23 protein-coding genes and 1 pseudogene are annotated in these 26,352 nt (G+C 42.1%); 4 read left to right on the forward strand and 20 right to left on the reverse strand.

Going from position 1 to position 26,352, the window contains the following annotated elements; translation table 11 throughout:
* Positions 1-141: 141 nt before the first annotated feature.
* The 11 genes from ACJJI3_RS12335 to ACJJI3_RS12385 all read right to left on the reverse strand — a co-directional run bounded on the left by ACJJI3_RS12335 (position 142) and on the right by ACJJI3_RS12385 (position 15,011).
* Entirely contained in the window at positions 142-573 is a 432-nt protein-coding gene (locus tag ACJJI3_RS12335) for an FAD synthase family protein (protein ID WP_444939901.1), read from the reverse strand.
* A gap of 3 nt (positions 574-576) precedes the next feature.
* Complete coding sequence (locus tag ACJJI3_RS12340; protein ID WP_444939902.1) at positions 577-2,595, reverse strand: LicD family protein; 2,019 nt, start codon at positions 2,593-2,595, stop codon at positions 577-579.
* Between the two features lie 110 nt (positions 2,596-2,705).
* On the reverse strand, positions 2,706-6,452 hold the full coding sequence (locus tag ACJJI3_RS12345) for a glycoside hydrolase family 99-like domain-containing protein (RefSeq protein WP_444939903.1): 3,747 nt from the start codon (positions 6,450-6,452) through the stop codon (positions 2,706-2,708).
* A 51-nt stretch (positions 6,453-6,503) separates the two neighbouring features.
* On the reverse strand, positions 6,504-7,583 hold the full coding sequence (gene rfbB, locus ACJJI3_RS12350; RefSeq protein WP_444939904.1) for a dTDP-glucose 4,6-dehydratase: 1,080 nt from the start codon (positions 7,581-7,583) through the stop codon (positions 6,504-6,506).
* A 76-nt stretch (positions 7,584-7,659) separates the two neighbouring features.
* Entirely contained in the window at positions 7,660-8,535 is an 876-nt protein-coding gene (rfbD, locus tag ACJJI3_RS12355) for a dTDP-4-dehydrorhamnose reductase (protein ID WP_444939905.1), read from the reverse strand.
* A gap of 136 nt (positions 8,536-8,671) precedes the next feature.
* Positions 8,672-9,220 (reverse strand): dTDP-4-dehydrorhamnose 3,5-epimerase, encoded by a 549-nt coding sequence (gene rfbC, locus ACJJI3_RS12360; protein WP_444942555.1) that lies wholly within the window; start codon positions 9,218-9,220, stop codon positions 8,672-8,674.
* Between the two features lie 128 nt (positions 9,221-9,348).
* Positions 9,349-10,287: a glucose-1-phosphate thymidylyltransferase RfbA gene (rfbA, locus tag ACJJI3_RS12365; protein WP_444939906.1), complete on the reverse strand. Its 939-nt coding sequence runs from the start codon at positions 10,285-10,287 to the stop codon at positions 9,349-9,351.
* Between the two features lie 243 nt (positions 10,288-10,530).
* Positions 10,531-12,165 (reverse strand): polysaccharide biosynthesis/export family protein, encoded by a 1,635-nt coding sequence (locus ACJJI3_RS12370; RefSeq protein WP_444939907.1) that lies wholly within the window; start codon positions 12,163-12,165, stop codon positions 10,531-10,533.
* Between the two features lie 87 nt (positions 12,166-12,252).
* Complete coding sequence (locus ACJJI3_RS12375; protein ID WP_444939908.1) at positions 12,253-13,488, reverse strand: KpsE/RkpR family capsule polysaccharide export protein; 1,236 nt, start codon at positions 13,486-13,488, stop codon at positions 12,253-12,255.
* Between the two features lie 9 nt (positions 13,489-13,497).
* The gene (locus ACJJI3_RS12380; protein ID WP_444939909.1) at positions 13,498-14,223 is read right to left on the reverse strand and encodes an ABC transporter ATP-binding protein; all 726 of its coding nucleotides are present in this window, start codon (positions 14,221-14,223) and stop codon (positions 13,498-13,500) included.
* Complete coding sequence (locus tag ACJJI3_RS12385) at positions 14,220-15,011, reverse strand: ABC transporter permease (RefSeq protein WP_444939910.1); 792 nt, start codon at positions 15,009-15,011, stop codon at positions 14,220-14,222. Before ACJJI3_RS12385 ends, ACJJI3_RS12380 begins: the two co-directional genes overlap by 4 nt.
* A gap of 1,056 nt (positions 15,012-16,067) precedes the next feature.
* On the opposite strand from ACJJI3_RS12385, the pseudogene ACJJI3_RS12390 reads away from it, so the two are divergent.
* Positions 16,068-17,241 (forward strand): annotated as a pseudogene (locus ACJJI3_RS12390) (IS3 family transposase).
* A 103-nt stretch (positions 17,242-17,344) separates the two neighbouring features.
* On the opposite strand, the gene ACJJI3_RS12395 reads toward ACJJI3_RS12390, so the two are convergent.
* The gene (locus ACJJI3_RS12395) at positions 17,345-18,379 is read right to left on the reverse strand and encodes an IS481 family transposase (protein ID WP_444905427.1); all 1,035 of its coding nucleotides are present in this window, start codon (positions 18,377-18,379) and stop codon (positions 17,345-17,347) included.
* 469 nt (positions 18,380-18,848) lie between these two features.
* Positions 18,849-19,469: a Type 1 glutamine amidotransferase-like domain-containing protein gene (locus ACJJI3_RS12400; protein ID WP_413664503.1), complete on the reverse strand. Its 621-nt coding sequence runs from the start codon at positions 19,467-19,469 to the stop codon at positions 18,849-18,851.
* A 92-nt stretch (positions 19,470-19,561) separates the two neighbouring features.
* Between ACJJI3_RS12400 and ACJJI3_RS12405 the strand changes: the two genes are divergently transcribed.
* Positions 19,562-20,512: an IS5 family transposase gene (locus tag ACJJI3_RS12405; RefSeq protein ID WP_444939911.1), complete on the forward strand. Its 951-nt coding sequence runs from the start codon at positions 19,562-19,564 to the stop codon at positions 20,510-20,512.
* Between the two features lie 727 nt (positions 20,513-21,239).
* Here the strand turns inward: ACJJI3_RS12405 and ACJJI3_RS12410 are convergent.
* The 3 genes from ACJJI3_RS12410 to ACJJI3_RS12420 all read right to left on the reverse strand — a co-directional run bounded on the left by ACJJI3_RS12410 (position 21,240) and on the right by ACJJI3_RS12420 (position 22,829).
* Positions 21,240-21,404, reverse strand: a complete 165-nt coding sequence (locus tag ACJJI3_RS12410) for a hypothetical protein (RefSeq protein WP_444939912.1) — start codon at positions 21,402-21,404, stop codon at positions 21,240-21,242.
* A gap of 404 nt (positions 21,405-21,808) precedes the next feature.
* Complete coding sequence (locus ACJJI3_RS12415; protein ID WP_444939913.1) at positions 21,809-22,195, reverse strand: LexA family protein; 387 nt, start codon at positions 22,193-22,195, stop codon at positions 21,809-21,811.
* 406 nt (positions 22,196-22,601) lie between these two features.
* Positions 22,602-22,829 (reverse strand): hypothetical protein, encoded by a 228-nt coding sequence (locus tag ACJJI3_RS12420; RefSeq protein WP_444939914.1) that lies wholly within the window; start codon positions 22,827-22,829, stop codon positions 22,602-22,604.
* Between the two features lie 216 nt (positions 22,830-23,045).
* On the opposite strand from ACJJI3_RS12420, the gene ACJJI3_RS12425 reads away from it, so the two are divergent.
* Together ACJJI3_RS12425 and ACJJI3_RS12430 are read left to right on the forward strand one after the other, a co-directional pair.
* Positions 23,046-23,387 (forward strand): helix-turn-helix domain-containing protein, encoded by a 342-nt coding sequence (locus tag ACJJI3_RS12425; protein WP_444939915.1) that lies wholly within the window; start codon positions 23,046-23,048, stop codon positions 23,385-23,387.
* A 287-nt stretch (positions 23,388-23,674) separates the two neighbouring features.
* Positions 23,675-23,989, forward strand: coding sequence for a hypothetical protein (locus ACJJI3_RS12430; RefSeq protein ID WP_444939916.1), 315 nt, complete (start codon positions 23,675-23,677; stop codon positions 23,987-23,989).
* 26 nt (positions 23,990-24,015) lie between these two features.
* Here ACJJI3_RS12430 and ACJJI3_RS12435 read toward each other — a convergent pair whose 3' ends face one another.
* From ACJJI3_RS12435 to ACJJI3_RS12450, 4 genes are all read right to left on the reverse strand, one after another.
* Positions 24,016-24,513 (reverse strand): GmrSD restriction endonuclease domain-containing protein, encoded by a 498-nt coding sequence (locus ACJJI3_RS12435; RefSeq protein ID WP_444939917.1) that lies wholly within the window; start codon positions 24,511-24,513, stop codon positions 24,016-24,018.
* Between the two features lie 49 nt (positions 24,514-24,562).
* Positions 24,563-24,970, reverse strand: coding sequence for a hypothetical protein (locus ACJJI3_RS12440; protein ID WP_444939918.1), 408 nt, complete (start codon positions 24,968-24,970; stop codon positions 24,563-24,565).
* A gap of 73 nt (positions 24,971-25,043) precedes the next feature.
* On the reverse strand, positions 25,044-25,748 hold the full coding sequence (locus ACJJI3_RS12445) for a RipA family octameric membrane protein (protein ID WP_444939919.1): 705 nt from the start codon (positions 25,746-25,748) through the stop codon (positions 25,044-25,046).
* Positions 25,749-25,899: 151 nt separating this feature from the next.
* On the reverse strand, positions 25,900-26,340 hold the full coding sequence (locus ACJJI3_RS12450; protein WP_444939920.1) for a DUF2793 domain-containing protein: 441 nt from the start codon (positions 26,338-26,340) through the stop codon (positions 25,900-25,902).
* Between the last annotated feature and the right edge of the window lie 12 nt (positions 26,341-26,352).

A 26,352-nucleotide genomic window follows, 5' to 3' on the forward strand; every position in this document is an offset into this window, starting at 1 on the left:
ACCCTCTAAACTCAACAATTTTTTTATGGAAAGAAAACTGTGTTTAGGCATTCTCCCCACATATCAACAACTGAAACTGATACTTTATATGCTTGACTTAATTAATTTAAGTAACCTTCAACACCTAAACTAATCCGAGCACTAGCACGCTTCCACCAACTGCGAGTTTACTAAGTCTCTTATTTTCGTACTACTCGTATTTTTAGTGTAGGAAAAGAAGGAAACATCCACTCCTCTTTTGTTAAATTCAATCTCCAAACTATTCCACAACTCACTACCCTTCCAATCATCACCTTTGAAAATCCTATCAAACTTAAGGTTTTCCCAAGCTTTCAACTTGTCATTCGAAGTTTCAGGGACTACTTCATCGACATACTTAATACTATTTAGTATTTCAACTCTTTCATCAAAAGGAATAAAGGGCTTTATGCCCTTCAACTTGTAGACCAAATCGTCCGTTGAGACGCCTACGATCAAGTAATCACACTCAAGCTTTGCCCGTCTTAGAATATTGACATGGCCAACATGAAAAAGATCAAAAACGCCCGTTGTATATCCAATCAAATTTGACATCAATTAACCCCTAACTCTATAAACTCTAGATTCTACACCCTTCTGCTCAGCCAACTTGTTAATTAACTCAATTTCCGCATCATCAGTTTTAAGTTGATGCAAGTATTTCTTAGCTTCTTTTGTTGGTTGCGCAGGCACATATGATGGATCAGGACTAATCCAACCCTTCCCATATTTTCGCTCAATAAACTTTTTAGGCTCATTTGGCATAAAAAACTTATGGCCAATAAAATCAACCGTTCTGAAAGGTTTAAGTTCACTCTCTGACATTTCAATACTGGTGGTATTATGCATCCAAAGGCGGTCTGAATTAAGCCAACCAGGAAAAACATCAATCGCCATGCCGTTCACAACCGGGCGAAAGAAACCTCCTTTCAGAACAATCTGCACATCAATTCCACCCAGGACAAGTGACTCAACAATTGATAGTAATTCACTTTTTACGCCCTCAACTTCCGTAGATTCTGACAGATACATAAAGTCGGCATCACCATCATGAGATATGATATCTCCATCTCTAATACATCCCAATAAGGTACCATATATAAGTGACAGCCTTAAACCTGAGGATTCAAAAACTGGATTTGTTACCTCATACCATTTAACTAGCTTTTTTTTCCAAGCCTCATTTTGACTCATATCCGAAACCAAATAGCCATGACTCTCAATCGTAACTCCTCGCAAATATTCAAAGGCAAGCTTAGGAATACGAGAAATAGCCATCTCTCGGTCATTAAAAGAGTGGATAATTGTATCATTACAGATACATGAAACATGAAAACCTAAATCTGGATCCAAATATTTTGCAGAGGAATTAAACTTGAATTTAAATGAGGATGAGTCAGTGCCAACAACATCTGGCCTAACCACTTTAACCAACAATGGTCCATTCCACACAATAAAAAAGGAGGCACTTACATTTACAGATGAAGATATTGCTATTAAACCATCGTCAATAGACAATTTAACCCTAAAGTCATTTCCTTTTGAAGATCCAACTATATACCCCTCATTCAAAAGGGCTTCATATTCATAATTTTTTGAGTTTGTCCAGATTATAGAGGCCAAGCGAGACAAACTATTATTTTGAGAAAGACGCAAATGAGAAAGTTTTCTATTGGCCTCTGAGAATTTAAAAGAATAATTTTTCTCAAGTATCTCAGAAATAATTTCTGATAGAAATGTATCACCGAACTCTTTGTGCTCGAGTATTAATTTAACAGTTTCATTTTTAGCAGAGAATTTAAATAGCTTATTAGAAATTGCATTGTGTGCATCACGAATTCGACTATTTAATTTTTCACCAGGAATAAGAATAATATCATTTGATAGAAGTAAAAAGTCTACTTTTTTAAGGTCGACTTGTCCAAAACTAGATAAATTAAAAACAACAAGAAATCCAGGATTCTCAGATATGCTTTCTTGAAACTCAGCGCTTTTTAAGTGTTTATTAACGTCAAGCCTTTTAAACCTTTCAAGAGTTCCTTGGATCAGCAAACCAGTCTCTCTTTCTCTCAGAAATGGCTGCCCAGATTCATGTATCATCCAGCCAGATACTGCTATCCAGCCTCCAGCCTGATCAAGGTGAACAGATTCAATATTGTACGACTTGCTTTTCGTGAGCTTTAAATCTTGAAAATTCTCACCTGCCAATTTAGGAAAAGATTCACCCTTGTTAGCAATTAACGATGAAGCTCCATCCTCGAATAACATTAACTCATTTTTATTAAGCGCAGCCACCGAAACAGGTACAGTGAATACCGTCTCGTGTTTGGAGTATCTAACCTGAACGCTACTGGAGCGCAAGCTTGTATTGTTAAAAACTGCCTTACAAAGTGCTACAAATGCTGAGCAATTGCTATCTTTAAGGTCTTTTCTATCATACCGATGGAGGCAAACAACTTTAAAAATAAATTCATCGATGATAAACACATCTTCCTGAAGGTAGCTAGAAGTCGACCAACCATAAATTAACGCATATTCACTAGCATCAAATACAGGGGTGATTTTTTCAATTTTCATATATTTTTCTCTAGCTGATCATTTAGCTTGAAGCTAATGGGCTCGTTCTAGCTCTTGTCTCCACAAGCCAGAACTCACTCGATAAAAAGAACAAGTACAGATTAACACGCTTATTGCAATCCCAAATGCTCTTTAACTGCCTTTAAATTATTTTCAGCAAGAGATTCCACCTCATCACTTACGGAAACCCTCTTGCTTACCATTTCTTGCATCATTTGTATCTCTTTATAGTGTTTTTCCGCTTTTAATTGATGGGTAACACTAGCCTGATGACGACGATGTGTATTTAAACTCTTAGCGCAAAACTTGACCCGAGAATTTTCTTTTGCAAGTAAATCCGTATATAAGAACCAATCCCCTGCTACAGAAAATTGATAAAGGTCATCGCCAGTACTATCTAAGGCCTCACACAAGCTGTTAGTTCTGAAAATGACACCACTAACATTCATAATAACATTCTTAACAGCTAGATATTTCTCCAGAAATTCTCTTCCATTCATGTAGAAATCTTTGGTGAAAGCTTCCTCTTCGAACTCGGAAAAGTAATAGCTATAGCTCTCAGCTAGTAATTTGTCATCCTGATCAACTTGAATGGAATCAGAGCAAGCCAAATCAAACTTATCCCCTTGTACCATTTCACTAATAAAGTCAGGAGTAGCAAGATCGTCTGACTCAGCAATCCATAGCAACTCTCCATTTGCCATTCTTGCCCCTCTATCCCATTGGCGGAATACTGAACCTGAATTTTGTTTATTAACCAGCAAATCAATCTTACGTTGATGGAGCTCTGCAGTGGCCTTTATTACAGCCACACTGTTATCACTCGATTTATCATCCAGTACTATCACTTCATAAACAGGGTAATGCTGGGAAAATATTGTTTCCAGACGGGGTGCTATATGGTCTTCATAATTGTAATTGGGAACCACTACTGAGACTCTGCGAAGTTCAGGAATCAACAACTCTACTAAACTAAAAACATAATCCTTCCAGTCAAACATTTCAGTTGCCCAAGCACTGCGTGTTGAACGAAGTACCGCACTATCCTTATTTATTTGGCCTTCGATCGCATCAACCATCATATCTACATCGCCCATTGGCGCCAGAGTTCCATTGGTTTCACTGCATAGTAACTCTACAAAGCCCCCTCCCCCTTGAAAACCTACAACGGGAGTACCTAATGCCAGAGATTCTAGAACCACTGAAGGGAACGGATCTTCTCGGGATGTCATAGCAAAGACATCAGCCCCTTCAAGATAAAGAGATATTTCGTTAGTAAAGGGAATAATATGGAGATGAGAATCAAGCTCAGACCCCGCAACATCAGCAAGAATCCAGTTCTTTAAATTTGGCTCGACATTACCCAACCAAACAAAGTGATAGTTGGGATCCCTTTGTACTGCTTTGCGTGCAGCACGGACAAAAAGATCAAACCCCTTACGCAAGTCAGCAAATCCAGCATTGACAACTATTTTGGCATTTTGCGGAATATTAAGTTTTTTACGTAAAAGTACACAACTATCTTCATTAGGCTCAAGTTTCTGGTAAATACCTTGAGGTTTTATAATCGCCTTATTGCCGATAGACCCAACAACGCGTTCAAATGAGTCTCTAACAAAAGAAGATGCAAAAACTACAGCGCTTGCGTTATCAGCTATCGCCTTTGCGCTATCCTCAAGTGCATATTCTTTAATTAGGGTTTCTAGTTCATGAACTAAAGAAATAACTTTCAACCCATTATCAACTAGTACTTTTGTACACCTACCAGTAACAGTAGTATTGCAGATAGCATGAGCGACAGAACTTCTCTTTGTTATCTCTTTTACAAGATCTCTAAATAAGACAATGTCCCCATGGGCAACATGAGTCCTGCCAATTTTTTGATAATCATCAACTAGAGGACCTCCATCAAGAAGCAATAATTCAACATCAATTCCAAATTCCTGCACTAATGTTTTAAAGATATTTAGGGTGAGTAGTTGGGCCCCGTGTTTGTAGGCATCATGCCCCACCAAAAGCAATTTTGTCTTACCTTCCTGACGAGTAAGCCCATGCACGGCTCGATAGGTTGCATTAAGATATGCACTTCCCCAATACACATCTGGCTCTAAATGAGCACCTTCAGCCCACTCGTTCCAAGCATTTATCATTACGAATGATTCTTCACCTGCAACCGGATTTGCTTCAGCGTAATTGACCATTCTTCTTAGCCAACGCTCATATTTTGCTGGTGTTGCACCAATAAACCCCATACCTCGCCCAGGCTTCCTAGCCTCATTATCCCAACTAGGTGTTACTGCACGGATCAAATCAAAATTGGGTTTTTCGACTTCAAGACTGCGCTCAACCAAGTCATCATATAATGGGTAGTGGCCGGTAAAATTGGAATCGAGCAAGCCCTGCGCTGTGGCCTTTGAGTCTAAATCTTGCGCTAATTTATGTGGTGGAAATTCAACTGCTCCATCCATGCCAAAAATACGGGGATCATTATCACCAAAAGCTTGCGCCATAAAGAACAAAGGTTCTTCGTCGAGCAGTTTTTTACATAGGTCCCTCCACTTTTGGATTCTATTTACAGCATTAGGAATTATTCCAGGACGATAAATAAAAAATAATGGACGCCCATTTACCCGAATATAACGAGAATCAGAAAAATGACGACCTAGGTCTTGAACAAAATCAGCATCATCTTCCTCACGATAGTCCTGAGCTATAAGAATATTGTTTTCTAAACCATCCCAAGTTCTAGTCCAATTTTCGTTTGCCCACAAGATGCAAAATGGCAAGTCAATTTCTGGATTGTCCATCAACATATTGATTGGACTATCCATTAAACGCTTACCATTGAACCAATAATGATAAAAACAGAAACCATTCAATCCTGCAGATTTCGCCAACTCAGCTTGAGCTTTAAGAGTATCCTTAAGACGCAGATCATAATACCCTAAATCCCGAGGAAGGTGGGGCTGGTAGTGCCCTTTAAACCTGGGAAGACCACGAGTTACATTACTCCACTCTGTAAAGCCCTCGCCCCACCACTCACTATTTTCTTTAAATGGGTGGAACTGGGGCAGGTAGTATGCCAAAGCTTTTACCTTAGCCGTTTTATTTAGCTGTTCTTTATAATGGAAATCCTCATAACCTTCACTTGGACCTCTATAGCGATTTATTTCAGCCAGCAAAAAATTGGTCCCATCCCCTTGCCCCCCCTCACAATCACTAACAGGCCTTATTGGCAAGCCCTGCGCTTTCCCATTAGCTAAATAGTGCTGGAAAGCAGGTTCGGACAACTGGTTTTCTTCTTTGTACTTTAAAATATCAAATAATTTCGAAGGGTTACGATCTTCATTCACCCCTTGTGAGAGAAAATGAAAATAAAGGTCCATACCTGATTCAACAACATCTGGATTAGAAGTGTGGTAATATTGGGTATCAAATTCTGGCAAGGGGTTTATCTTATTGTTAGACACTTGCCTATAGAAATAATCAAGAACAAGGCCACTTAAGGGCTCACTAATTTGTCTACGAACATACTCTATTTGAATAAAAGGAGAGGGATTGCGACCCTCTTTTTCCCCATAAAGGATATAGTGAACTAATGGATTGAAACCTGCATCCTTCACATCAGAATAAGCTGTCAGATACCAACTAACATCAAACAAGTAGGAGGGATTCCTTCCTTCTCTAAAACCGTGATAATAGAAATGGACTAGTGGATTTATCCCACTTTCAGCGACATCCGGATTATTCTCCATATACCAGTTATCATTAAACAGTCCAGACTCACGAATCACATTGATTTTTTCAGAGTCCGAAGTAACTTGTTCTTTGCGTCCCAACTTAAATAAATCTTTCATTTTCGGCACTATTAAAATCGTTAATAATTAAAATTTTATTGTGATTTGTCACTACTTTTGGTAAGTACCATCAAGAATAGATTGCCACCATTCTTCATTTTCTAGGTACCATCGTATAGTCTTACAAATACCAGATTCAAAACTCTCTTTTGGCTGATACCCTAGTTCTTCATTCGATTTTGATGGATCAATCGCATAGCGTCGATCATGACCAGCCCGGTCGGTGACATAAGTAATTAACTCTTGCGCCAAACCTTTATGCACTCGACAAGCACTTGGAAATCTCTCTATAAGAGATGGGTTCTCCATAAACTCAGCATTCATCAGTCCACAGATCAGGTTGACTATATCAATATTCGCCCACTCATTAATTCCGCCAATATTGTAGCATTCACCTAGACGCCCCTTCTTAATAACAAGGTCGATACCTCTTGCATGATCCTCTACGTACAACCAGTCGCGAATCTGTTTCCCATCACCGTAGATAGGTAGTGGTTTGTCTAAAAGGATATTTGTAATAACTAGCGGGATTAGCTTTTCGGGAAAGTGGTAAGGCCCGTAATTATTAGAGCAATTACTAGTAGTAACATTCAACCCATAAGTATGGTGGTACGCTCGCACCAGATGATCTGATGCCGCCTTACTTGCCGAATAAGGACTGTTAGGTGCATATTGATGAGATTCACTGAAGGCAGGATCTTTTACCTCAAGAGATCCATATACTTCATCTGTTGAAACATGATGAAAGCGATGAGTTTCTTTGTTATATCCCTCATCCAGCCATACTTTTTTGACGGCCTTTAGCAAACTATGAGTGCCGATAATATTTGTTTGGATAAATGCATCAGGCCCGGTTATCGAACGGTCCACATGACTTTCTGCTGCAAAATGAACAACCGTATCAATATGGTGCTCTTTGAGAATAAGCTCTATTAAGGCTGTATCACAAATATCCCCCTTATAAAACTTGTAGTTATGATTACCCTTAACTGAACTTAAACTTTCCAGGTTGCCTGCATAAGTAAGCGCATCCAGAACTACAACAGTATCCTGTGGATAATTTTTAATCCAATAATGCACAAAGTTAGAGCCGATAAATCCAGCACCACCGGTTACCAATAAGTTCTTCATTTTTGTATCGCTTTTAATTACAATATCTTCAATTTTTCTTTAAATGCAATCAATTACATTTATTACTTAGCGTTATTTAATATCTACTCAAAAAAGCTTGCCTTAGGGATTCACGCCAACTATTCAATTCGATATCTAATTCATTTAACAACCGACTTTTATCAAGAACACTATATGCTGGCCTGTCTGCTGGAGTTGGGTAATCATCTGTCGTAATAGCATTAATAGTTAATTTCTTTTCTGCGGGAAGTAATCCATGAAGTTTCCCTTCATCAAATATTGCTACAGCAAAATCGTACCAACTTGCCACCCCAAGATCGGTACAATGGAAGATACCTTTTATCTTTTCTTTCATAGATAAACTATATAAGACTCGTGCCAGAGTACCTGTCCAAGTTGGTGTGCCAACTTGATCCGCTACCACATTCAACTCATCTCTTTCAGACATTAATCGCAGCATCGTATTTAAAAAATTACTGCCATGAGTAGCATAGACCCACGCCGTTCGAACTATTACCGCATCAGGGAGTAACTTTTGAATAACAGCTTCCGCCTCAGCTTTACTAGCGCCATACACACCGAGAGGCGATACCTTATCTTCGGTCTGATAGGGAGTAGATTTCTTCCCATCAAAAACAAAGTCTGTAGATACCTGAATAAGACGAATGGATAGATCTTTACATGTTTTCGCAAGATTTTCCGCACCTTTTGAATTAATCGCGTACGCAATATCCTGCTCTTGTTCGGCCCTGTCTACTGCAGTATAAGCAGCCGTATTAATAACAATATCCGGCCTTATTTTCTGTAAAACGCTCTGAACGATAATTCCATTAGAAATATCTAGCTCACTTCTACTCAGAGCTATTATCTCAAACTCTACTGGACACTGATTTTGGAGCTCACGCCCAAGCTGACCATCTTTTCCAGTAATAAGAATTTTCTTAGTTGCCATTTCAAGCTGTCCAAATGTACTGATGCGGCACCTGAAATATGTCACACCTTTTAAAATTAAAGTGAAAAGAGAGATCTAATTGCCATCCAATATTAAGTGGCAGCCACTACTTTAAGAGGAGCCTATCTTGAGGCATCTAAGCAAAGTACACCGCATCTCGAAAACTACTACCTTCGCCATCTTTTTTTGACAACTTAGGCGGCTGGTTATCAATAAGCGGCCAGGATATTCCCAGGTCGGTATCATCCCAGAGAAGTGACTTTTCATACTGCGGCGCATAATAATTTGTACATTTATACACAAATTCAGCAGAATCACTGGTTACATAAAAACCGTGGGCAAAGCCTTCTGGAACCCATAATTGACGTCTATTTTCTGAAGAAAGGTATACCCCAACCCACTGTCCAAAAGTAGGAGAGCTTTTTCGTAAATCTACAGCAACATCAAAAACCTCACCCTGTATCACGCGCACTAACTTACCTTGGGGCTGCTCAGTCTGATAATGCAGCCCACGTAAAATTCCTTGTGATGATTTACTATGATTGTCCTGAACAAAGTTTCTTTTAGCACACTCTGAATTAAAAAAATCATCGCGATAAGACTCAAAGAAAAAGCCTCGATCATCCCCAAAAATTTTTGGTTCTATGATTTTCACATCAGGAATTTTTGTTTCAACAATTTTCATACGACGTTGAATGTCTACTGCGACGGTAGGGTAACGGCCTGTCAATCTACCGACATAAAGTAAATTAAAGGAACCGTCCATCCATAGACAATTCACAAGTTAGCGCTTATGTCGGAAATTAGCTTAATCTATACATGCGAGGCGAACCTACGCTCACCCAATGATGAAATTTCACCGTTTTCTATCAATAATTGCATTAAGTATTTGCCGTAACCACTTTTCATTAGTGGCTGTACTTGGGCTTCTAGTTCTTCGGCCGTAATAAAACCTTTGCGGTAAGCAACCTCTTCTGGACAAGCTATTTTCTGGCCTTGGCGGCGCTCTATTGTTTGAACAAAATGAGCAGCGTCAAGTAAGTTGTCATGAGTACCAGTATCTAACCAGGCACTACCACGCCCAAGGCATTCCACATCTAACTGGTTTTGCTCTAAATATACCTTGTTAATATCTGTTATTTCCAACTCACCCCGAGGACTGGGCTTTATATCTCTAGCGATGTCACAAACTTGCTTATCATAAAAATACAATCCAGTAACAGCATAATTTGACTTAGGATTCTCCGGCTTCTCTTCCAAGCTAATAGCCTTACCCTGCTCATCGAACTCCACTACACCGTAAGCTCTTGGATCCGCAACACGATAACCAAACACTGTGGCCCGATTTTGTCTAGTATCAGCCTGCTGAAGAGCTTGACTGAAACTATGGGCGTAAAAAATATTGTCACCCAAAACAAGAGCACTATTGTTTGTACCTACATGCTCCCGACCAATAATAAACGCCTGGGCCAATCCATCAGGCGAGGGTTGTACAGCATAAGAAAGATTAATTCCCCACTGTCTACCGTCCTCCAGCAAACGCTGATACAAGACCTGCTCTTCTGGTGTCGTGATAATCAAAATATCTCTAACCCCAGCCAGCATAAGCGTGGTTAATGGATAATAAATCATCGGTTTGTCATAAACCGCCATTAATTGCTTACTAACCCCTCTAGTTAGTGGGTATAAACGTGTGCCAGAGCCTCCAGCTAATATTATTCCTTTCCGATTAGAAGATCCTTTCACAACCATTTCCCCACCTTAATATTTCTACTCTTTTTTTTCTTTGTGCCAAGCTTGTATATATGGCCAAATTTCATATCACATAGACTTAGCCAACAAACAACACTGCATATTGACTATGATTGCTAATCAATTTTCCTAGTGTGAATAATTACACACATCATTCTAAAGTTGTACTGGCACGACCTTACAGTACATCACACCTACTGCCTCTGTGGATAACTTGAGGGACCTGCCATTACCTGAACAAACTTAAAAAGATAATACAGCCGCAGTGCCAACAGCAATACGGTAGAGTATCTCGGTAAGATCTTTTGTAACTTGCAGCTCACTTGAATGTATCTTGGGCATCACCATAATTTCATCCCCAGGGCGTAGACGATTTCCCAATCGATTATCAAAATCCCCGTCCGTAATACGGCTAATCGTGCCATCAAGATGTAAGATCACTAGCTCGTCACGATTTGCATTATTCGCAAACCCACCAGCCAATTCGATATAGTCTTCAAGTGTGCGGTTTTTGCTATACACAAGAGAAGTGGGAAAAATTACTTCCCCTACAATAGAAACTGTTGATGATTTAAGGGGTACAACAAGCTCATCACCATCTTCCAGAAGCATATTTGCAGAATTCGGATTTTTAGCAATAACAACTTGCCCTCTAGGTTCTGCTTTCCGTGCTTGCTTAATAAAGTTTTGGATCATCGCCGCATTATCTTTCTGTGCAGACTTCTCCAAATCAGTATTAGGTTGGCGAGTTAAAACCTCCATCTGAAGTGCATCTAGCGAACGGTCTAACGCTACTCGCTGCTTATCAGCGACACTTTTACGATATAGCTGAATCGAATCCCTATCTGCATTATTACGGAAACTTAGTTGGTTTAGGAGTTCACTTAGTTTTGCCCCGTATGGGAGCACATAAGTTGCAGGGCCATCCAGCTCACCTGAAACTCTTATTGAAATGGACTCAATATCATTGTCCTGCACTAGTTCTACATGTGCCCCAGGGTAAAGCCGTGTTGTCATTGCGCTCGCAAGAGGCATATACTCTGCTTTTTGAATTCCATTAATGACCTGGGTAATTCTGGCAAAGTTCGCCTGGGGGGCAGGCTTTGTTACAAGAAGCACCTCTCCTAATTGGGTATATGGACCGACAAACTCTAATTGAGCCTCCTTTTGTACTGCACCGTTAACGGTCACAGAACCATTACGAGCCCCTACTACTACAACATCGCCATTGCGGAGCTGAAGAGCTGGCATATCTCCGTCTACTAGAAACTTATACAGGTTAACCGCCTGAATTTCCTTTCCTTGGCGCATGACCTTAATATTAACAAAACTACCGCTTAATTCGTTAATTCCTCCAGCACTATCCAAATAGTACAAAATAGAGTCGGAACTAAACCCATTATACAAGCCAGGACTATTCACATAACCCGTAACAAATACCTTAACCGGCTGGCTAGCCTCTAAGTTTGCATAAGCCTGCACATTGTTCTTAAAGACGCGTTTTACATGACGCAAAACAAAATTATTTAATTCACCATTTTTTACTCCAGCGACATGGACCGGTCCAACCTCAGGAACAAAAATATTCCCCTTCGGGTCAACCGGTAATGAAGCGCTGAAGTTATAAGCACCCCAGAGTTGCAAGTTAACTTGATCCCCAACTGAGATACGATAGTCAGGGTTAAACCCGCTGTATGGCTGATCTTTGAAGGCTCCCTGGAAGAGTGACTCACCAAAGACTGGTACACCGATCCTAGGAGGTACCTGAGACTCTACATCCTCTATCTGTTGTGTCTCTAGCGCAAGTACCCCTGAGCAAACAAAAGAAACTAACAGCCCCAAACAAAAACTGAAGTGTTTTATTTTCACTGTAATCATTTCTCTTCTCTCTGTAATTCAAAATTAGATAAATCAGCGAAAATTCTATACTCGCCAAATTATGAGCCATCAAATTTCCAACTGAACCTACATCCTATGATCCCGAATAGTCACAATCAGCATCTTTCCAATTCCGTATAGCATCAACAAAATAATCGCCAAGCTAATTAAATTATAGATTTTATGAGGGTATTCGGCCTCCTCTGCTAATGATGGTTGAGTAACCACCATTAAGTGCTTCAACTTGCCAGAAGCTTCCATACGAGCGGCTTCCAGAGCTTTTAAAGATGCGGCATATGCATCAGTTGCAAACTGCAAATCGAGCTCTAAATTTTGGAAATGCGCCCCCAAGAAGTTAAGCCTCTGCTCACCTTCCTTATCACCCACACCTACTAAGCGCACTCTCTCCAACCCGATTTGATTTTCCAAGGCATCAATATCAGCTTGCATTGAAACAATCTGTGAGGAGCCTGTATTAAGGTACGTTTTTGCTGCCGTAAGATTTGCTCGTTGCTCAGCCAGGCGTGCTTCCAACCCTTGTATGATAGTACTAATGCCTTTAGTTAACTCTTCAGGGCTAACCACTTTATGATCATTCTGAAAATCAAGAATTTCCTGCTTCGTACTTCGCAATTTGCTCTGTGCAAGCTCAACTTCATCTTTGACAAATGATACTTGTTTATTTGCTAACTCATTACTTATCGCATTAACAAAGTCTTCTGACTTTTGAATAGCTGTTTCAATCAGACGTTTGGCGAATACAGGGTCGAATGCCTGCATCTCCATTGTAATAATTCCCGTAATCTCATCGTATGCAATATCGATATGATCACGGTAGAACTTCAGGTAGTCTTCCTGAGTAGCATCTGCAGCCAAACGCGAAAATATGTCATGTTGAGAACTTTTGTAATAATCGGCCAATTCCAACTTTTCATTTAAGTACAAAGCCATATCTAATGATTGTATATAATTAACAACCAAAAAGGCATCCTGGGTATCTCCACCCATACCCGGAATCAGAAACCCCAATGTAGGAGGTGCTACTTGAGGGGAGGCGCTATCTTTTACTATGAGCTGAGTACTGCTTACGTAACGCTCTGAAACAAAGAATAAGTAATAAATACTCATTAATGTTAGAGGCAGAACAACAGATAAAACTAACCCTCGCCATTGATACAAAAGATTATTCTTCCTCTCTCTTTCTTCATTACTAAAAATATTTTTTAATGGCTTTAGGAGCTTCGTAAACAATACGTAAAACCTATTCACGGCATGTCTCTCATTTACCTTATATCCATCAATAAGTTCTTCTTTAGCTTCCATAATTGATTCTTATATATTCGTAGATGGGGCAACAGCACCGCTTTTCGCTTGAGGTTTTGACGTCAGATTCTTACTTGGCTGCTCTCCTTTGTATAACTCTATGGCTTCATCTACAGTATCAAAGATTTTAAGTCCACCAGATTCCAAGTATATTCCTACGTCACAATTTTTCTTCAACATTTGCATTGCATGCGCAACAATAATAAAGGAGGATTTCTTTCGCTTCTCTGATATCACTTCCTCACACTTCTTCTTGAAGTGCGCATCACCTACAGACATTACTTCATCAACCAAATAAATATCAAAATCTACAGCTATACTAAGCCCGAAAGCTAAGCGAGAACGCATACCTGAGGAATAGTTTTTTACAGGCACATCAAAATAGTTATCTATCTCTGCGAATTCCTGGACACCATCCATAACTTTTCGTTGCGCGCGCCCCCAAATACCGTGGAGACCACAAATAAAAGCTACGTTTTCACGCCCAGTCATACTCCCCTGAAAACCGCCAGACAACCCCATAGGCCAAGAGATTCTCTGATCAGTAACTACCCGTCCATAGTCAGGATAATCTATTCCTCCCATGATACGCAGCAAAGTTGACTTACCCGCTCCATTGCGCCCCAAAATTCCTATGTTTTTTCCTTCAGGAAAGGTTGCACAAACATCCCGAAAAAGCACTTTTCGTCCGTGAGGAGTACGATAAGACTTGGTTAAGTTTTCTAGTTTTATCACCGGCTTGTTACCAAGTCACGCCAATTCGACCTATAACACAACAGACCAAAAGCTAACATCGAAATTGAAGAAAAGCCTAAATAATTCAAATTACCAAACACCCCATGATAATTGGCAAACAGCCCTTCTCTAGTTAACTCTATTACATGCAATAAAGGATTCCACATCAGAAACGAATGATACTCTTTGGGGACTTGCTCCAGCGAGAAAAAAACTCCTGACATAAAGTACAAAGGGCGTACAATCATAGGGGAGAACTTTGCTGCCTCCGGGAACTTCACCCCTACCACACAAAGCGCCATACCAAGCCCTAAGCAAAAACAAAAAAACAGTAAATTAACTACAACCAGAAGTAAAAAATCATTGAACCGGGTTGAAATACCTAACCATGCAAACCCCCCCAGTAAAACTACGAGGGAGGTCAAATAAATAAGATATTCAAGAAAAGTGCGACTCAACACAGCATCAAAAGGCCTAAGTTGACGATAGTTAAACAGTCCCTTATTTGATTCAACTGCTGCCAAGCCCTTATTGAAACAGTGGTTAAAAAAGAGAAAAGGTACTATTCCGCCAAGCATAAATAGCTCAGTGGGGACACCCGGGTAAAAATCACGCCCGGCCAGACTGAAAACCGCCACCAAGACTAAAACATGCAGTGATGGTTCAATTAGTACCCAAGCGTAGCCTAGTCGCCATTTACCAAATCGAGTTTTCATCTCACGCACTAACAGCGCATAAATGACATCTCGCTGAATTTGCCAGACAGAACGTTGGGCAGAGGACTCCATAAAAATCTACTTTCTTTAAAGTGTGAACCAGTCGACTACAGGACTAAGGGTAGGTTTGGGACAATGAGTTAAGGCCATTTAAGTGTTGCTTTCAAAAAAATAGGGGATTGACTTAAGGCTTCAATCCTTACCTCTTGCACAAGAAAACCCCTCCAGATAACACTAAACCACTCTAAAGTCAACATCTATTCCCGTATGAGTAGGCGGCATTCTATCGCAGCCTCTTTCTAAATCAATTACGCGCCAATGCACACGTCTTTTAACACATTTATGTCTACTGTTTCCCTATGTTAATCCTTGGCGCAGCCATTTAACGACAAGTAGGTATCATATGACAAAAAGCAATTTTAGTGCTCATTGGGCGATCGGCAAACTTAAGCCGCCACAGTTAGAGTTAGTACGATTACTCTAACACTCTGCATTTACAGTCATATTCACACAATATAGGTATTTCCCATCAATTACGAAAAAATCCGCTCATTAAGCGGATTCTAGCCACCAAAGTTATGGTGTATGTATGTGGATCGATAGAGCCTCTTTCGAACCACCATGTAGCGACAAAAATACTAAAAAAGACACGCAACCCCCTGAATTGTAAACAATAATTTACTCTCCAAGCAAGTTTTTATCTTTGTCACGTCACTCTACAATGAAAACTATTATCGATGGAAGAAGAGCCCTTAACTTCTGGCACCACCACTTTACCTGACAGCTCCCTAGGTAACTTACCCTAAGATAGCTGTGACCCAACACATACAAGATCAAATGATCAAAATACAACCGGGATAGCTTCCAGCCTTAGCCCTATCGCTACTAAACTCGCCTTTAAAGCCATATATCTTGGAGCCCTCAATCTCAAGTATACAGGACCGTCAAATGTTAGCTTGTTCCCTCCTGAGCTAAACCTCTAATGAAGCAATTACTTTAACTGCTCCTACCCAGCACATCTTTAAGTCATCCTTGATGATACGAGCCAGAGGAAGTTGTAGTGGCACACTGAATTTGGCCACCTGACTTTGAGTGATACTATTAAGATCAATGAGATCAGGTGAAACAATGACCAAGTCATCAAAGAAACATTTTGACCCCGAGTTCCGGCTTGAGGCGGCACAACTTGTAGTGGATCAGAATTACAAGCTGAAAGAGGCTTGTGAAGCCATGGGGGTTAGTAAATCCACTATGGAGTCATGGGTCCGAAAGTTGCGGGCGGAGCGAGCGGGTAAAGAGCTCCAGAGGACATTGCTATCACGCCCGATCAATTGCGTATCCAGGAACTGGAGCGGAAGCTGAAACGTGTCGAAGAGGAAAAAGAAATCCTAAAAAAGGCTACAGCTCTCTTGATGTCGGACTCTCTGAACAATTCAAAATAATCGAGCGATTACAAGAGAGCTACGCTGTTCAGCGACTGTGTGACGTATTTGACGTATACCGAAGCAGCTATAGAAGCTGGCGCGACAGGCCGACTGAACCAAAGCCTGAGGAGCTCCAGTTACAGGCTCTTATTAAAACTGCTCATAAAGTTAGTAACGGCTCTGCCGGGGCAAGAACAATCTCAAAGATAGTAACCCACGGCGGTACACAACTTAGTCGATACCGTGCTGCACGGCGAATGAAGCTACTTGGATTGGAGAGTACCCAGCTGCGAAATCATCGATACAAGAGGGCCGAGCAGCCACACATTAATGTACCCAATCACCTGGACCGGGAGTTCGATGTAGCAACACCAAACAAGGCTTGGGCCGGTGATATAACGTACATCTGGACGGGAGCTCGATGGGCGTATCTTGCAGTAGTTATCGACCTTTTTGCGCGTAAACCTGTTGGGTGGGCGTTATCGTTATCTCCAGATACGGCGCTGGTCAAAAAGGCGCTTATGATGGCCTACGAATCGAGAAGCCAACCTGAGGGGATCATGTTCCACTCCGACCAGGGATGCCAGTACACAAGCCTCGCGTTCCGGCAGTTACTGTGGCGCTATCGAATGACGCAGAGCTTGAGTCGTCGAGGAAATTGCTGGGACAACGCCCCGACTGAACGCTTCTTCAGAAGTTTAAAAACAGAATGGGTGCCGGAAACCGGCTACAGATCATTCCCCTCGGCACAACAGGGAATCAACAGCTACATCATTGGTTACTACAGCCAAATACGGCCTCACCAAAACAATGATGGATTGCCACCAAATGTGGCGGAAGAAAAATATTGGAATGCTCAGAGTTCAGTGGCCAAATAGAGTTGACCACTACAAGTCGATCATGAAGACTTGTTAAGGTGTAGTAGTTCAGACTTGATCTGACAGTTACCGGTTTCTCAGGAGATGCTCTGTCAGGTCAAATTCAGTTTACGAGCTTTTCCTTCCAGATGCTTTTTCCATCTTCAAGAGTTGCTAACGGTGTTCGACCGCAACACTTCTTACCCTGATGAGTTCTCTCATTATTGTAATATGTGAGCCACTCGTCCAGATCCGTTTGTAACTCTTCTATTGATCCATAGATCTTGCGGCGTAATGAGGGTTGGTAGAACTCTTGTAAAATGGTCTTATGGAAGCGCTCACAGATTCCATTAGTTTGTGGATGTCTGGCTTTTGTCTTAGTGTGTTCTATTTCGTTCACACTTAGATATAACTGGTAGTCGTGCTGTTCCAATTTGCCACAATACTCCGTACCGCGATCAGTTAGGATACGCAGCACTGGTAGATCATGTAAGGCATAAAACGGTAGTACACGGTCATTCAGGAGGTCCGCCGCAGTGATTGGCGTTTTGGTGGTGTACAGCTTGCAATGAGCCACCTTTGCATAGGTATCGACATAGGTTTGTTGGTAAACACGTCCGACGCCCTTAAAGGTTCCTACATAGAAGGTATCCTGCGAGCCCAGATAACCTGGGTGTTGAGTATCAATTTCACCGCAGGCTTCATCATCATGCCGTTTTCTCTCCAAAGCCTGAACCTGTGACTCTGTGAGGATCAGTCCCTCCTCAGCGACCTTGGCCTCAAGTGCCTTTAATCGCAATTTGAAGTTAGCCAGGTCATGCCGTAACCAGATACTCCGAACGCCACTAGGGGACACAAATACACCGCGTTTACGCAGTTCATTGGAAACTCGAACCTGCCCATGGGCAGGCTCTTGGAGGGCATAAGTTAACACTGCCTCTTCAATGACTGTGTCAACACGGTTCTTGTGGTTGGGCACACGCCGGTTCTTCTCAAGAAGGGCGTCCACACCGCCACTTGAAACGGCTTCCTTATAGCGATAGAAAGTGTCTCTCGACACACCCAGCATCTTGCAAGCTTTGGAGATATTGCCGAGTTCTTCTGCCAGATTTAGCAATCCGGTCTTGTGTTTGATGATGCGATCATTAGTATGGATCATGGGGTTTATCCTTGGTTTTGCTTTTAGGTTTAGGCACCTTCATCAAAACCGGTAAACCCCTCTTTTTCAAGAGGATGTGTCAGATTTGGTCTGAACTAATACAGTTAAGGCTTCTTCATTGGCGCAATTTGGCGATATCTATATGCCTAATGGAGTATCGGCAAGTAAGACTGTAACAGGCACGCATATCCCAGCGAAAATCTATAACTGTAGTGCTGCAAGCGAATAAGCACTAACATTGCCGGGGAGCAAGTCACATTATCACTTGCTCCCCGGCAGTATTCTTTAACATTCCGCTCAATTCAAGCTATAACTTCTTACCTTCCCCAATTTTAAGCTACTCCTTGAAAGAAAAGCTCTAAAGAAGAGAGAGTTTCTAGAATTTATCTTTTTTCTCGCTACTAGGTACTTGCAGCAATCTTAATAAAATATAGATAATATGACTTATCATACAGTGGTTATCGACTTACTAAGACACCGCAATCCAGGTCTCTGCTTCTCCATCGATTACGGCGATCAACTGATTGTTACTGAACGGAGCTAATTCCAGCTCGTCTGAATATTTGGAAATAACAAGCTCAGCAGCATCTTCAAATGGTTGGTTTCCATAATGAGGTAAGGGATAGAAGTGCACGAGATTTAACCCGTCATAAGACTCTAGATTCTTCGCTGCATCGGGGTTATCCATCTCCTGGATATATGCGATATTCGGCGACAGGATTACAGTACCTGCCGACTCACCTATATAGGGCTTACCCAGACTAATCTGCTCCAACAAGATTTTATCAGCCCCGCTACGTCTAAGTTCTTGAAGTAGGAAATAGGTGTTACCACCAGTCACATAGATATACTCATTGTTTTGCAGTTTATCTTTAATCTCATCCATTGAAGCTTTAGAGACTTCCAATTCATCTACAATAAGACCTAACTGCTCCAGTTCCTTCTTAGCATCTTCCACATAAAAAGTGATCTCTTCGGGAATGCTTGCAGTAGGGATGAATGTAACCCTCTTACCTTCAAGCCGCTTATCAAAACTCGCGATCGCGCTAGCGACCTCAGCAAAATACGAAGTCAAGAATAGCTTGGCCATATATTTTAATCCTTTGAAGTACTTAAGGAACCTCTGAATAATTCTGAGTCAATTTGGTAATATTGACCTACCCATCAAGACTACGATGAATCATGCACCAAGTCACCTTTGCCGAAGCAGAATATAAGCTAAAGCGCCGTATAACTCGCCGAGAGAAGTTTCTTTCTCAAATGGAAACCCTCATCCCATGGCAGCGACTAGAAGCTCAGATCACTCTTTGTTACCCACAAGGCAAACGTGGCCGACAGCCATATCTATTGAGTGTCATGCTTCGTATTCATTGCATGCAGCTATTTTACAATCTCAGTGATCCCGCTATGGAAGATGCACTGTATGAAATTGAATCCATGCGTAGTTTTGCTGGATTGACTTTGAGTAGCCCAATTCCTGATGAAACAACGATTCTTAACTTTCGCCACTTACTGGAGCTCAATCAGCTAGGTGCAGCTCTTTTTGATGAAATCAACAAACATCTTGCTGAGAATGGCATGGTACTGCGTGAAGGCACGATTGTAGATGCCACTATTATCTCTGCGCCAACTTCAACTAAGAATGAAAAGAAAGAACGTGATCCGGAAATGCATCAAACAAAGAAAGGCAATCAGTGGCATTTTGGAATGAAAATGCATATCGGGGTTGATGATGTGCTCGGAGTAATACATAGCATAGATACAACAGCAGCGAATTCGCATGATGTCACAACCACAGAGCGAGTTCTCCACGGGGAGGAGAAAAGAATCTGGGGAGACTCTGGGTACATTGGTGCGGAGAAACGTGAAGAGTTGAAAGAGCGGGAGGCGGATTGGTATATAGCAATGAAGCCGAGCAAGCTAAGAACTCTTCCAGGGCGTGATGCACTCCGAAAAGCGGAAAAGATCAAGGCGCAGATAAGAGCGAAGGTCGAGCACCCCTTCCGCTACATCAAACGGGTATTTGGTTACGACAAGGTCCGCTATCGGGGACTGGTAAAAAATACTGAGAGGCTGTGCTTACTGGCAGGCTTTACCAACTTATTAATAGGGAGAAAATACTTGGCTGCCTAGGGGGGGGCGCCTGAAACCCACCTATTGGGGGTTTCAGATGAAAAATTAGGGGACTATTACGCGAAAATTACGCGTTTGTGCGTAATAAAGAGAATTTTTCAAGCAGCTCAGCTTAATTCTGGAAAAATGCTTCGTTGATCAGAGGGTCCTTAATTAATCAATTACTTGATATCGATATAGTTTACTCTAGATGTGAACAGGTCAATAAAGATATATCACATTATCCGATTATGTATGGAGGGCCCAATATTATTTTTTTATTATCCCTCAACAAAATCATCAATTACCGATTCAACCTTGAAAATGGCCAATTTTGTCACTAAATTCAACAATAAACGGAGAAGCTTCTCCCCCCTGATTTTTACAGGAATGTTTATATCAGGCTGGTTTGACTATGAATTTCGACAGTATTTATATGCAGCTAAAGCCAAGTTTAAAGTATGATCTAAGTGGAACTAACAGGTAACCAAAATCACTTTTTTATCATTCACTATCTTGGCATCTCTCATAGAACCAGAAGCACAAGCAAGCAAAATCTGTAAGAACCAAATTACGTAAAGATTCGGCAGCTTAACTATTGTACCATTTACCTAAAAGTAGGAGCCAATTAGCATACGCAGAATGGAAGGCGAGATAAGTCGCTCCAGAGGCTGCTGATTTTACTGCCCTTGTTTATGATGCATTTTTCGTACACGATCTTTCGGAACTAGCACTCTTGCTCCCGAACCTACCTGAATCCACCAGTGATATCTAACCATTTAGCAAAAAATGAATATATTTTGGTATAGCCTTCCCAGCCTTTAAAGTAGCCGAAAATCGCAGCCACGATATAAACCACAAACAAAGTACAAAAGGATATGGCTTCATAGTCAGGAAAAAACAGCTCTTCCATACCTTCTTTGGGGTCCCCCCCTGGCGAACCCCACAATTAAAAACACATAAGAAAAAAGCAGAAGAGTTACCGGGATACAGCCTAGCATTATCCCTCGAGCAATTTTCTCCGGTTTTGTTGGCTGATACATGTATTGCACCGATGAATAAAAATCGATTGACTGGAAGGCAAGGCATGATAGGGATTTTAGGCAAAAAAGAGGACCTAAAAGACCCTTTTTTATTTTGCGAGTTCTGGATAAGAGATTTGCCATCTCTCCTCGCACCCTTTAATAGACAAGGGAAATTTGGTGGAGCTAAGCGGGATCGAACCGCTGACCTCAACACTGCCAGTCTTCCGCACACAAAAATGTAAGTTGCTGATTTGTAAGGGAAAACTGCCTTTTTCCAATCTAACGGCCTTAACTATCCTCGATGATACCGCACCGACGCCTTAACTACACCCTCCACCAACAACTCTTGTCCTTCCCAAATAGGTATGGGCCTATATCTGCCATTGGCGGACAATAGCCGCCCTCGCTTTAGGTCCAAGATTTTGCAGGTTAGCTGGCCATCCAGGGCGACCACGACAACATCACCGCTCACTGGCGTGAGGGAGCGATCGACAATGAGTACGTCCCGATCGAAGATACCCACCTCTTGCATTGAGTCGCCATTGGCGCGGGCCAGGAATGTGGCTGCGGAATTGGTGATCAGGTGCTCATCAAGGCTAAGCGGCGGCTCTTGGTGGTCATCTGCTGGGGAGGGGAAGCCGCAGCTGACGCCACTGCCGTATAGAGGGGATAGTTTCATGTGCTCTAACAATATACTGTATCTATATACAGTGTATTAGCGAGCCCCCATTAAAGACAAGTCGTCCGTGTGGCCATGAAGTTCCACAGGCGCTTTCAAACTCTTCAATTCCGAGTTCCCACACCCTTACTTAGTACGATTCACTATTAAAAAATCCGCCAAAAAATTGTCTCCGCTTTCAAGTTTGGGTATCGTCATACGCCATTTTTTTAATTGTCGGGAGATTCATCATGCAAGTAGAGACTGATATCAAAGCAGGCCCTGAGGCCGTGATCTGCCCTGTCCCCTAGGGCACTGAGGTTGGCTATCTCTTTATAGCCAACCTACCCACCCTAGCCTGCCACGGCCAAGCAACTCACTTTTTATATCGCCTGCAATCTTTCAGCCCTGATAGCAATTGCACTCGCTACCCGTCACGAACAACTGGCTTAAGCGGGCTTGTAGTAGTTCCACTCTGTACTCCACCGACTTTTACCGCATAAATCACCCCTTGGATAGTGGTGCTCACTTCCTCACCTATTAGCCTTAATACGGCATCCCTTCCCGCTAAATCTGGGTAGGCTGTTACCCACTCCAGGGCCACACACAGGCTTGCGACCCGCTGCAATTGCTCCATTTGCGATTTCATAGGCATGCTCAACTCCTTTTAACTGCTAGCCCTATCTCTCTCTTGTGTCACCTAGCGCCAGTTATCTGTACTGCCTTATGACGACAAGTCGCCAAACGCTACTACCAAATTCACATTTCATGAACAGTTGTGCTGAAAGCTTTCTGATTTAGCACGGTAGAATGTGGGAATGTTTCGATTTTCGAAATACTTTGATTTTATGAGGGTGTATAACGCGGCTCGATGTTTGAGGCCGGATCACTAGGCGATCGCCTGCGCAACGCACGGAAACGGGAGAGGATGACGGTTGCACAGCTGGCAAGGCAGCTGGGGCTTGTGTCATCTCAAATTTCGAAAATGGAAACAGGCGTACAAAGAATTCCGGCGGACCTGCTGCCGGTGTGGTGTGAGGCGGTGGGGATTACTTTGGCGGAGGTGTACGGGGTGGAGAACCTGCACCACTTTGCGCAAATCCCGTTTCCGCCTTTTATTGCGCGGCTCTATTCGCAACTGCCAGAGAGTTTTCGCAAGCATATCCACCGGGTAATAGAGAGCACTTACCAGCTATGGAAAAGTCGGCGTTAATTTAAACCCCACTTCCTTTCGGAAGCTGATCAACAGCATATCCAATTGCTGCGCGTATTTTGGTTTTATCCAGATTAGGCTGAAATCTGGCATTGTCCCACCTCCTCAACCGGTGGACTGTGCCGCGCAACTGCTGTTCACTGATTGCATGTCTCTCGACCCTTTTACTCGACTAAAAGAATTACTCAGGGAAAAATTAATCCTCGCGAACGACCTGTTGAATTAAAGAACCAGTAGAGAGTCAATATGTAGACGTTGATACCTATAAAGCAAAAGGATAAATTGAAATGCAAATAGACAATAGCATGCTAAGTGCAGGCGACCTCACTCTCACTGAAGTCATAGACGTTGATGGCGCTGGCATTGTGACCACCGTTTATGAAGTCAGAACATCTGCTGGTTTGATTTTCACCAGCGAAAGCAAAGCCGCTGCGCTTGCGAAATATGAAAGCCTTTTGCAAAAACAACAACTACAACAACTACAACAACTACAACACGAGCAAGAGCTACAAAAGCTGCAAGATTGGCAAGAGCAACAAGAGCAACAAGAGCAACAAGAGCAACAAGAGCAAAATACTTCGGACCCAGATATGAGAATGTAACAAAAAAAGAGCCTATTTTACTTACATCACATCAGCCTATATTTGCCGGCTACCATCTCAAACTGTCGCTTATAGATAGTGTGAGCGGGTTGATATGGCGGCAACCATTCATCGGGGCCTTTAGCCCCTTTGCTTTGGTTGTGGCCGTCATCCACCAGCCAAAGATTGGCCGGGTCTTCCGCGAAGGTGCGGCGCTGTTCTCGTGTCCAGTTGGCACCACCGTTCTTGTGGGCCCAGGCGAGTGGGACTATATGCTCGACATCCAAGTCTGAAGCTTTATCGAAGAACTGACCAGTGTAGGGGTCCATCCATAAGCCTGATACGACAGTACAAGAACCCTCGTTACTGAAGGTAACCGGAGCTAAGGAGAGGCGAATCAATAGCTCCTGGCGGGTGTTCTGACAGTCACCGTCAGTATCGGACCAACGGGGAAGCCATTGTTGACGATCGTAATTTTTAGTGTGGGTCTTTTCATAACATCCATATAAAGTGGTCATTATGAAAAATATAGAAAGTAAACGCATACAAACCTTGCTGAGCCAGAGGCTTTCTTTACCCTAGCTTTTCTTAAGTTTACAGCATCTCAAGTTTTGCCATTAAAACTTGAACTCTATCATAGTGCTCTGCAACTACGTCCTGACAAGTCTTAACTCGATCAGAATACTCTAGATTAAGTTCATTAAATTTATTTCTAAGATCCTCTTGTGCAGAAGAAGCTCGTAGATATTTTTCTATTTCATTAGTGCTCAGCACAGCCTGATTTCTATCTCCGGTAATTTTTGAGACTATAGAAATTGCTGATCTCTTTGACTGTCTATAGCGAGCAAGACCACCTAAATATTCCTGGCAGGAATAATTTACAATCATATCTTCTCGGATAGCCGAAGCAAGCTCTCTAGCGACATTCTCTTCATTTGCATTCGCTATTGAGGCTAACACTAACAAAGCGAAACTTAGTATCAACTTATAATTAAACAACATACCAACCCCTTATTTTTTTATATTAGACAAACATCTTACAACTTATATCATTCAAATAAATAAAAGCTCTTATTTAATTATTTATCTTTGCTGTTCGTTTCTCCGCACCATGCCAAAAGCCACCTTTCCACCTACCTCCAAACAAAAAGAGCACCAAGCTCGCGACCACACTCCCCCCAACCACAACAAAATATAGTGCTTTAAAATCTCTCAACTGCTCAAACTCTGGTAGCGCGTGATATATCAAATAAAGCCACACCACCCCAATATATAAACTAATTATCTGATTGATTTTGGAGACTGAAAACTGTGAGGGCCCCGTTATAAGGTGAGAGAATTTATAGTAGCAATCTTCAGCAAACTGCTTTAATGAAACATATGAATGAAAAATCGACCTCCAACTCATCACCTCTCTTCGAGTTAATACAGTCTTGTAGAGCGGCCCCATTACATCATCTTCTAATAGCTCAACGTGTTTCTCCCAATTTTCTTGCCAGTGCTTGCTCCCTCGATTGACACAATACCATGCATTAGAGAAGACAAAACCCAAACAGGATAGAATCACTCCTAGCTCTCGCTTCAAGTCAGAATTTAACGATTGAACTGCAACATATCCAGCAAATATTACACCAATAAATGTCCAGAAATAGGTTGCCCTTTTCCAATACAGCTCTGTCTCAAATTTACGAATATCTAAAGCATGTGTTAATGCTTTTTCTTTTTTTTCCCCAGCAAACAAAACATCATATTCCGCCTGACTAATCTTGTCTTTGGGCATTACGATCTCTCTATCGAACAAGCCAGTTACTACTTAATACTTAAGTCCTGGATATAAGCTTTTAGTATTTCAGTTAGAAATAGATTTAATTAAGACACTGTACCATAAGAGAAGATCGAAACTTAAACCCACCTAAAGAACATCGCTGCCATTAAGTAACGCGGCTATCCCAATATACCCCATCCAAAGCCCCCAACATCTGCCCCACCACCCCAGCCAAATCCGTCGATGTATCCCCAGTAATCTGCGGCAAAGTCGCCGGGCGGTTGGCTACCTGCCAGCCACTGCTGCCATTGATATATAACAGGCCGTCCGCTTGATTCAGTGCGACCTTGGCGGGGAAGAATTGCCAGTAGCCGGGGTCTGCCACATAGCGGGTCAGCTGGCCGTTTTGGCTTGCCCACTCATTGCTACCGGCGGCAACTATATAGCGGTCGCCATCGCTGGGGGAGCTGGGGGGATCGTTTTGGATTCCCAACACTTCAATCTGCAGAAGCGCGTCGATGGTATCCAAGGCTTGGTTGAGGCTCGCGGCTGGGTCCAGGGTGCCTTCAGCGGCGTAGGGTATGGCGTTGTTGGGTGTGTTGCTCATGGTCCTTTGGTC

It is taken from the genome of Microbulbifer maximicatervae (SeqCode) (assembly GCF_052466985.1).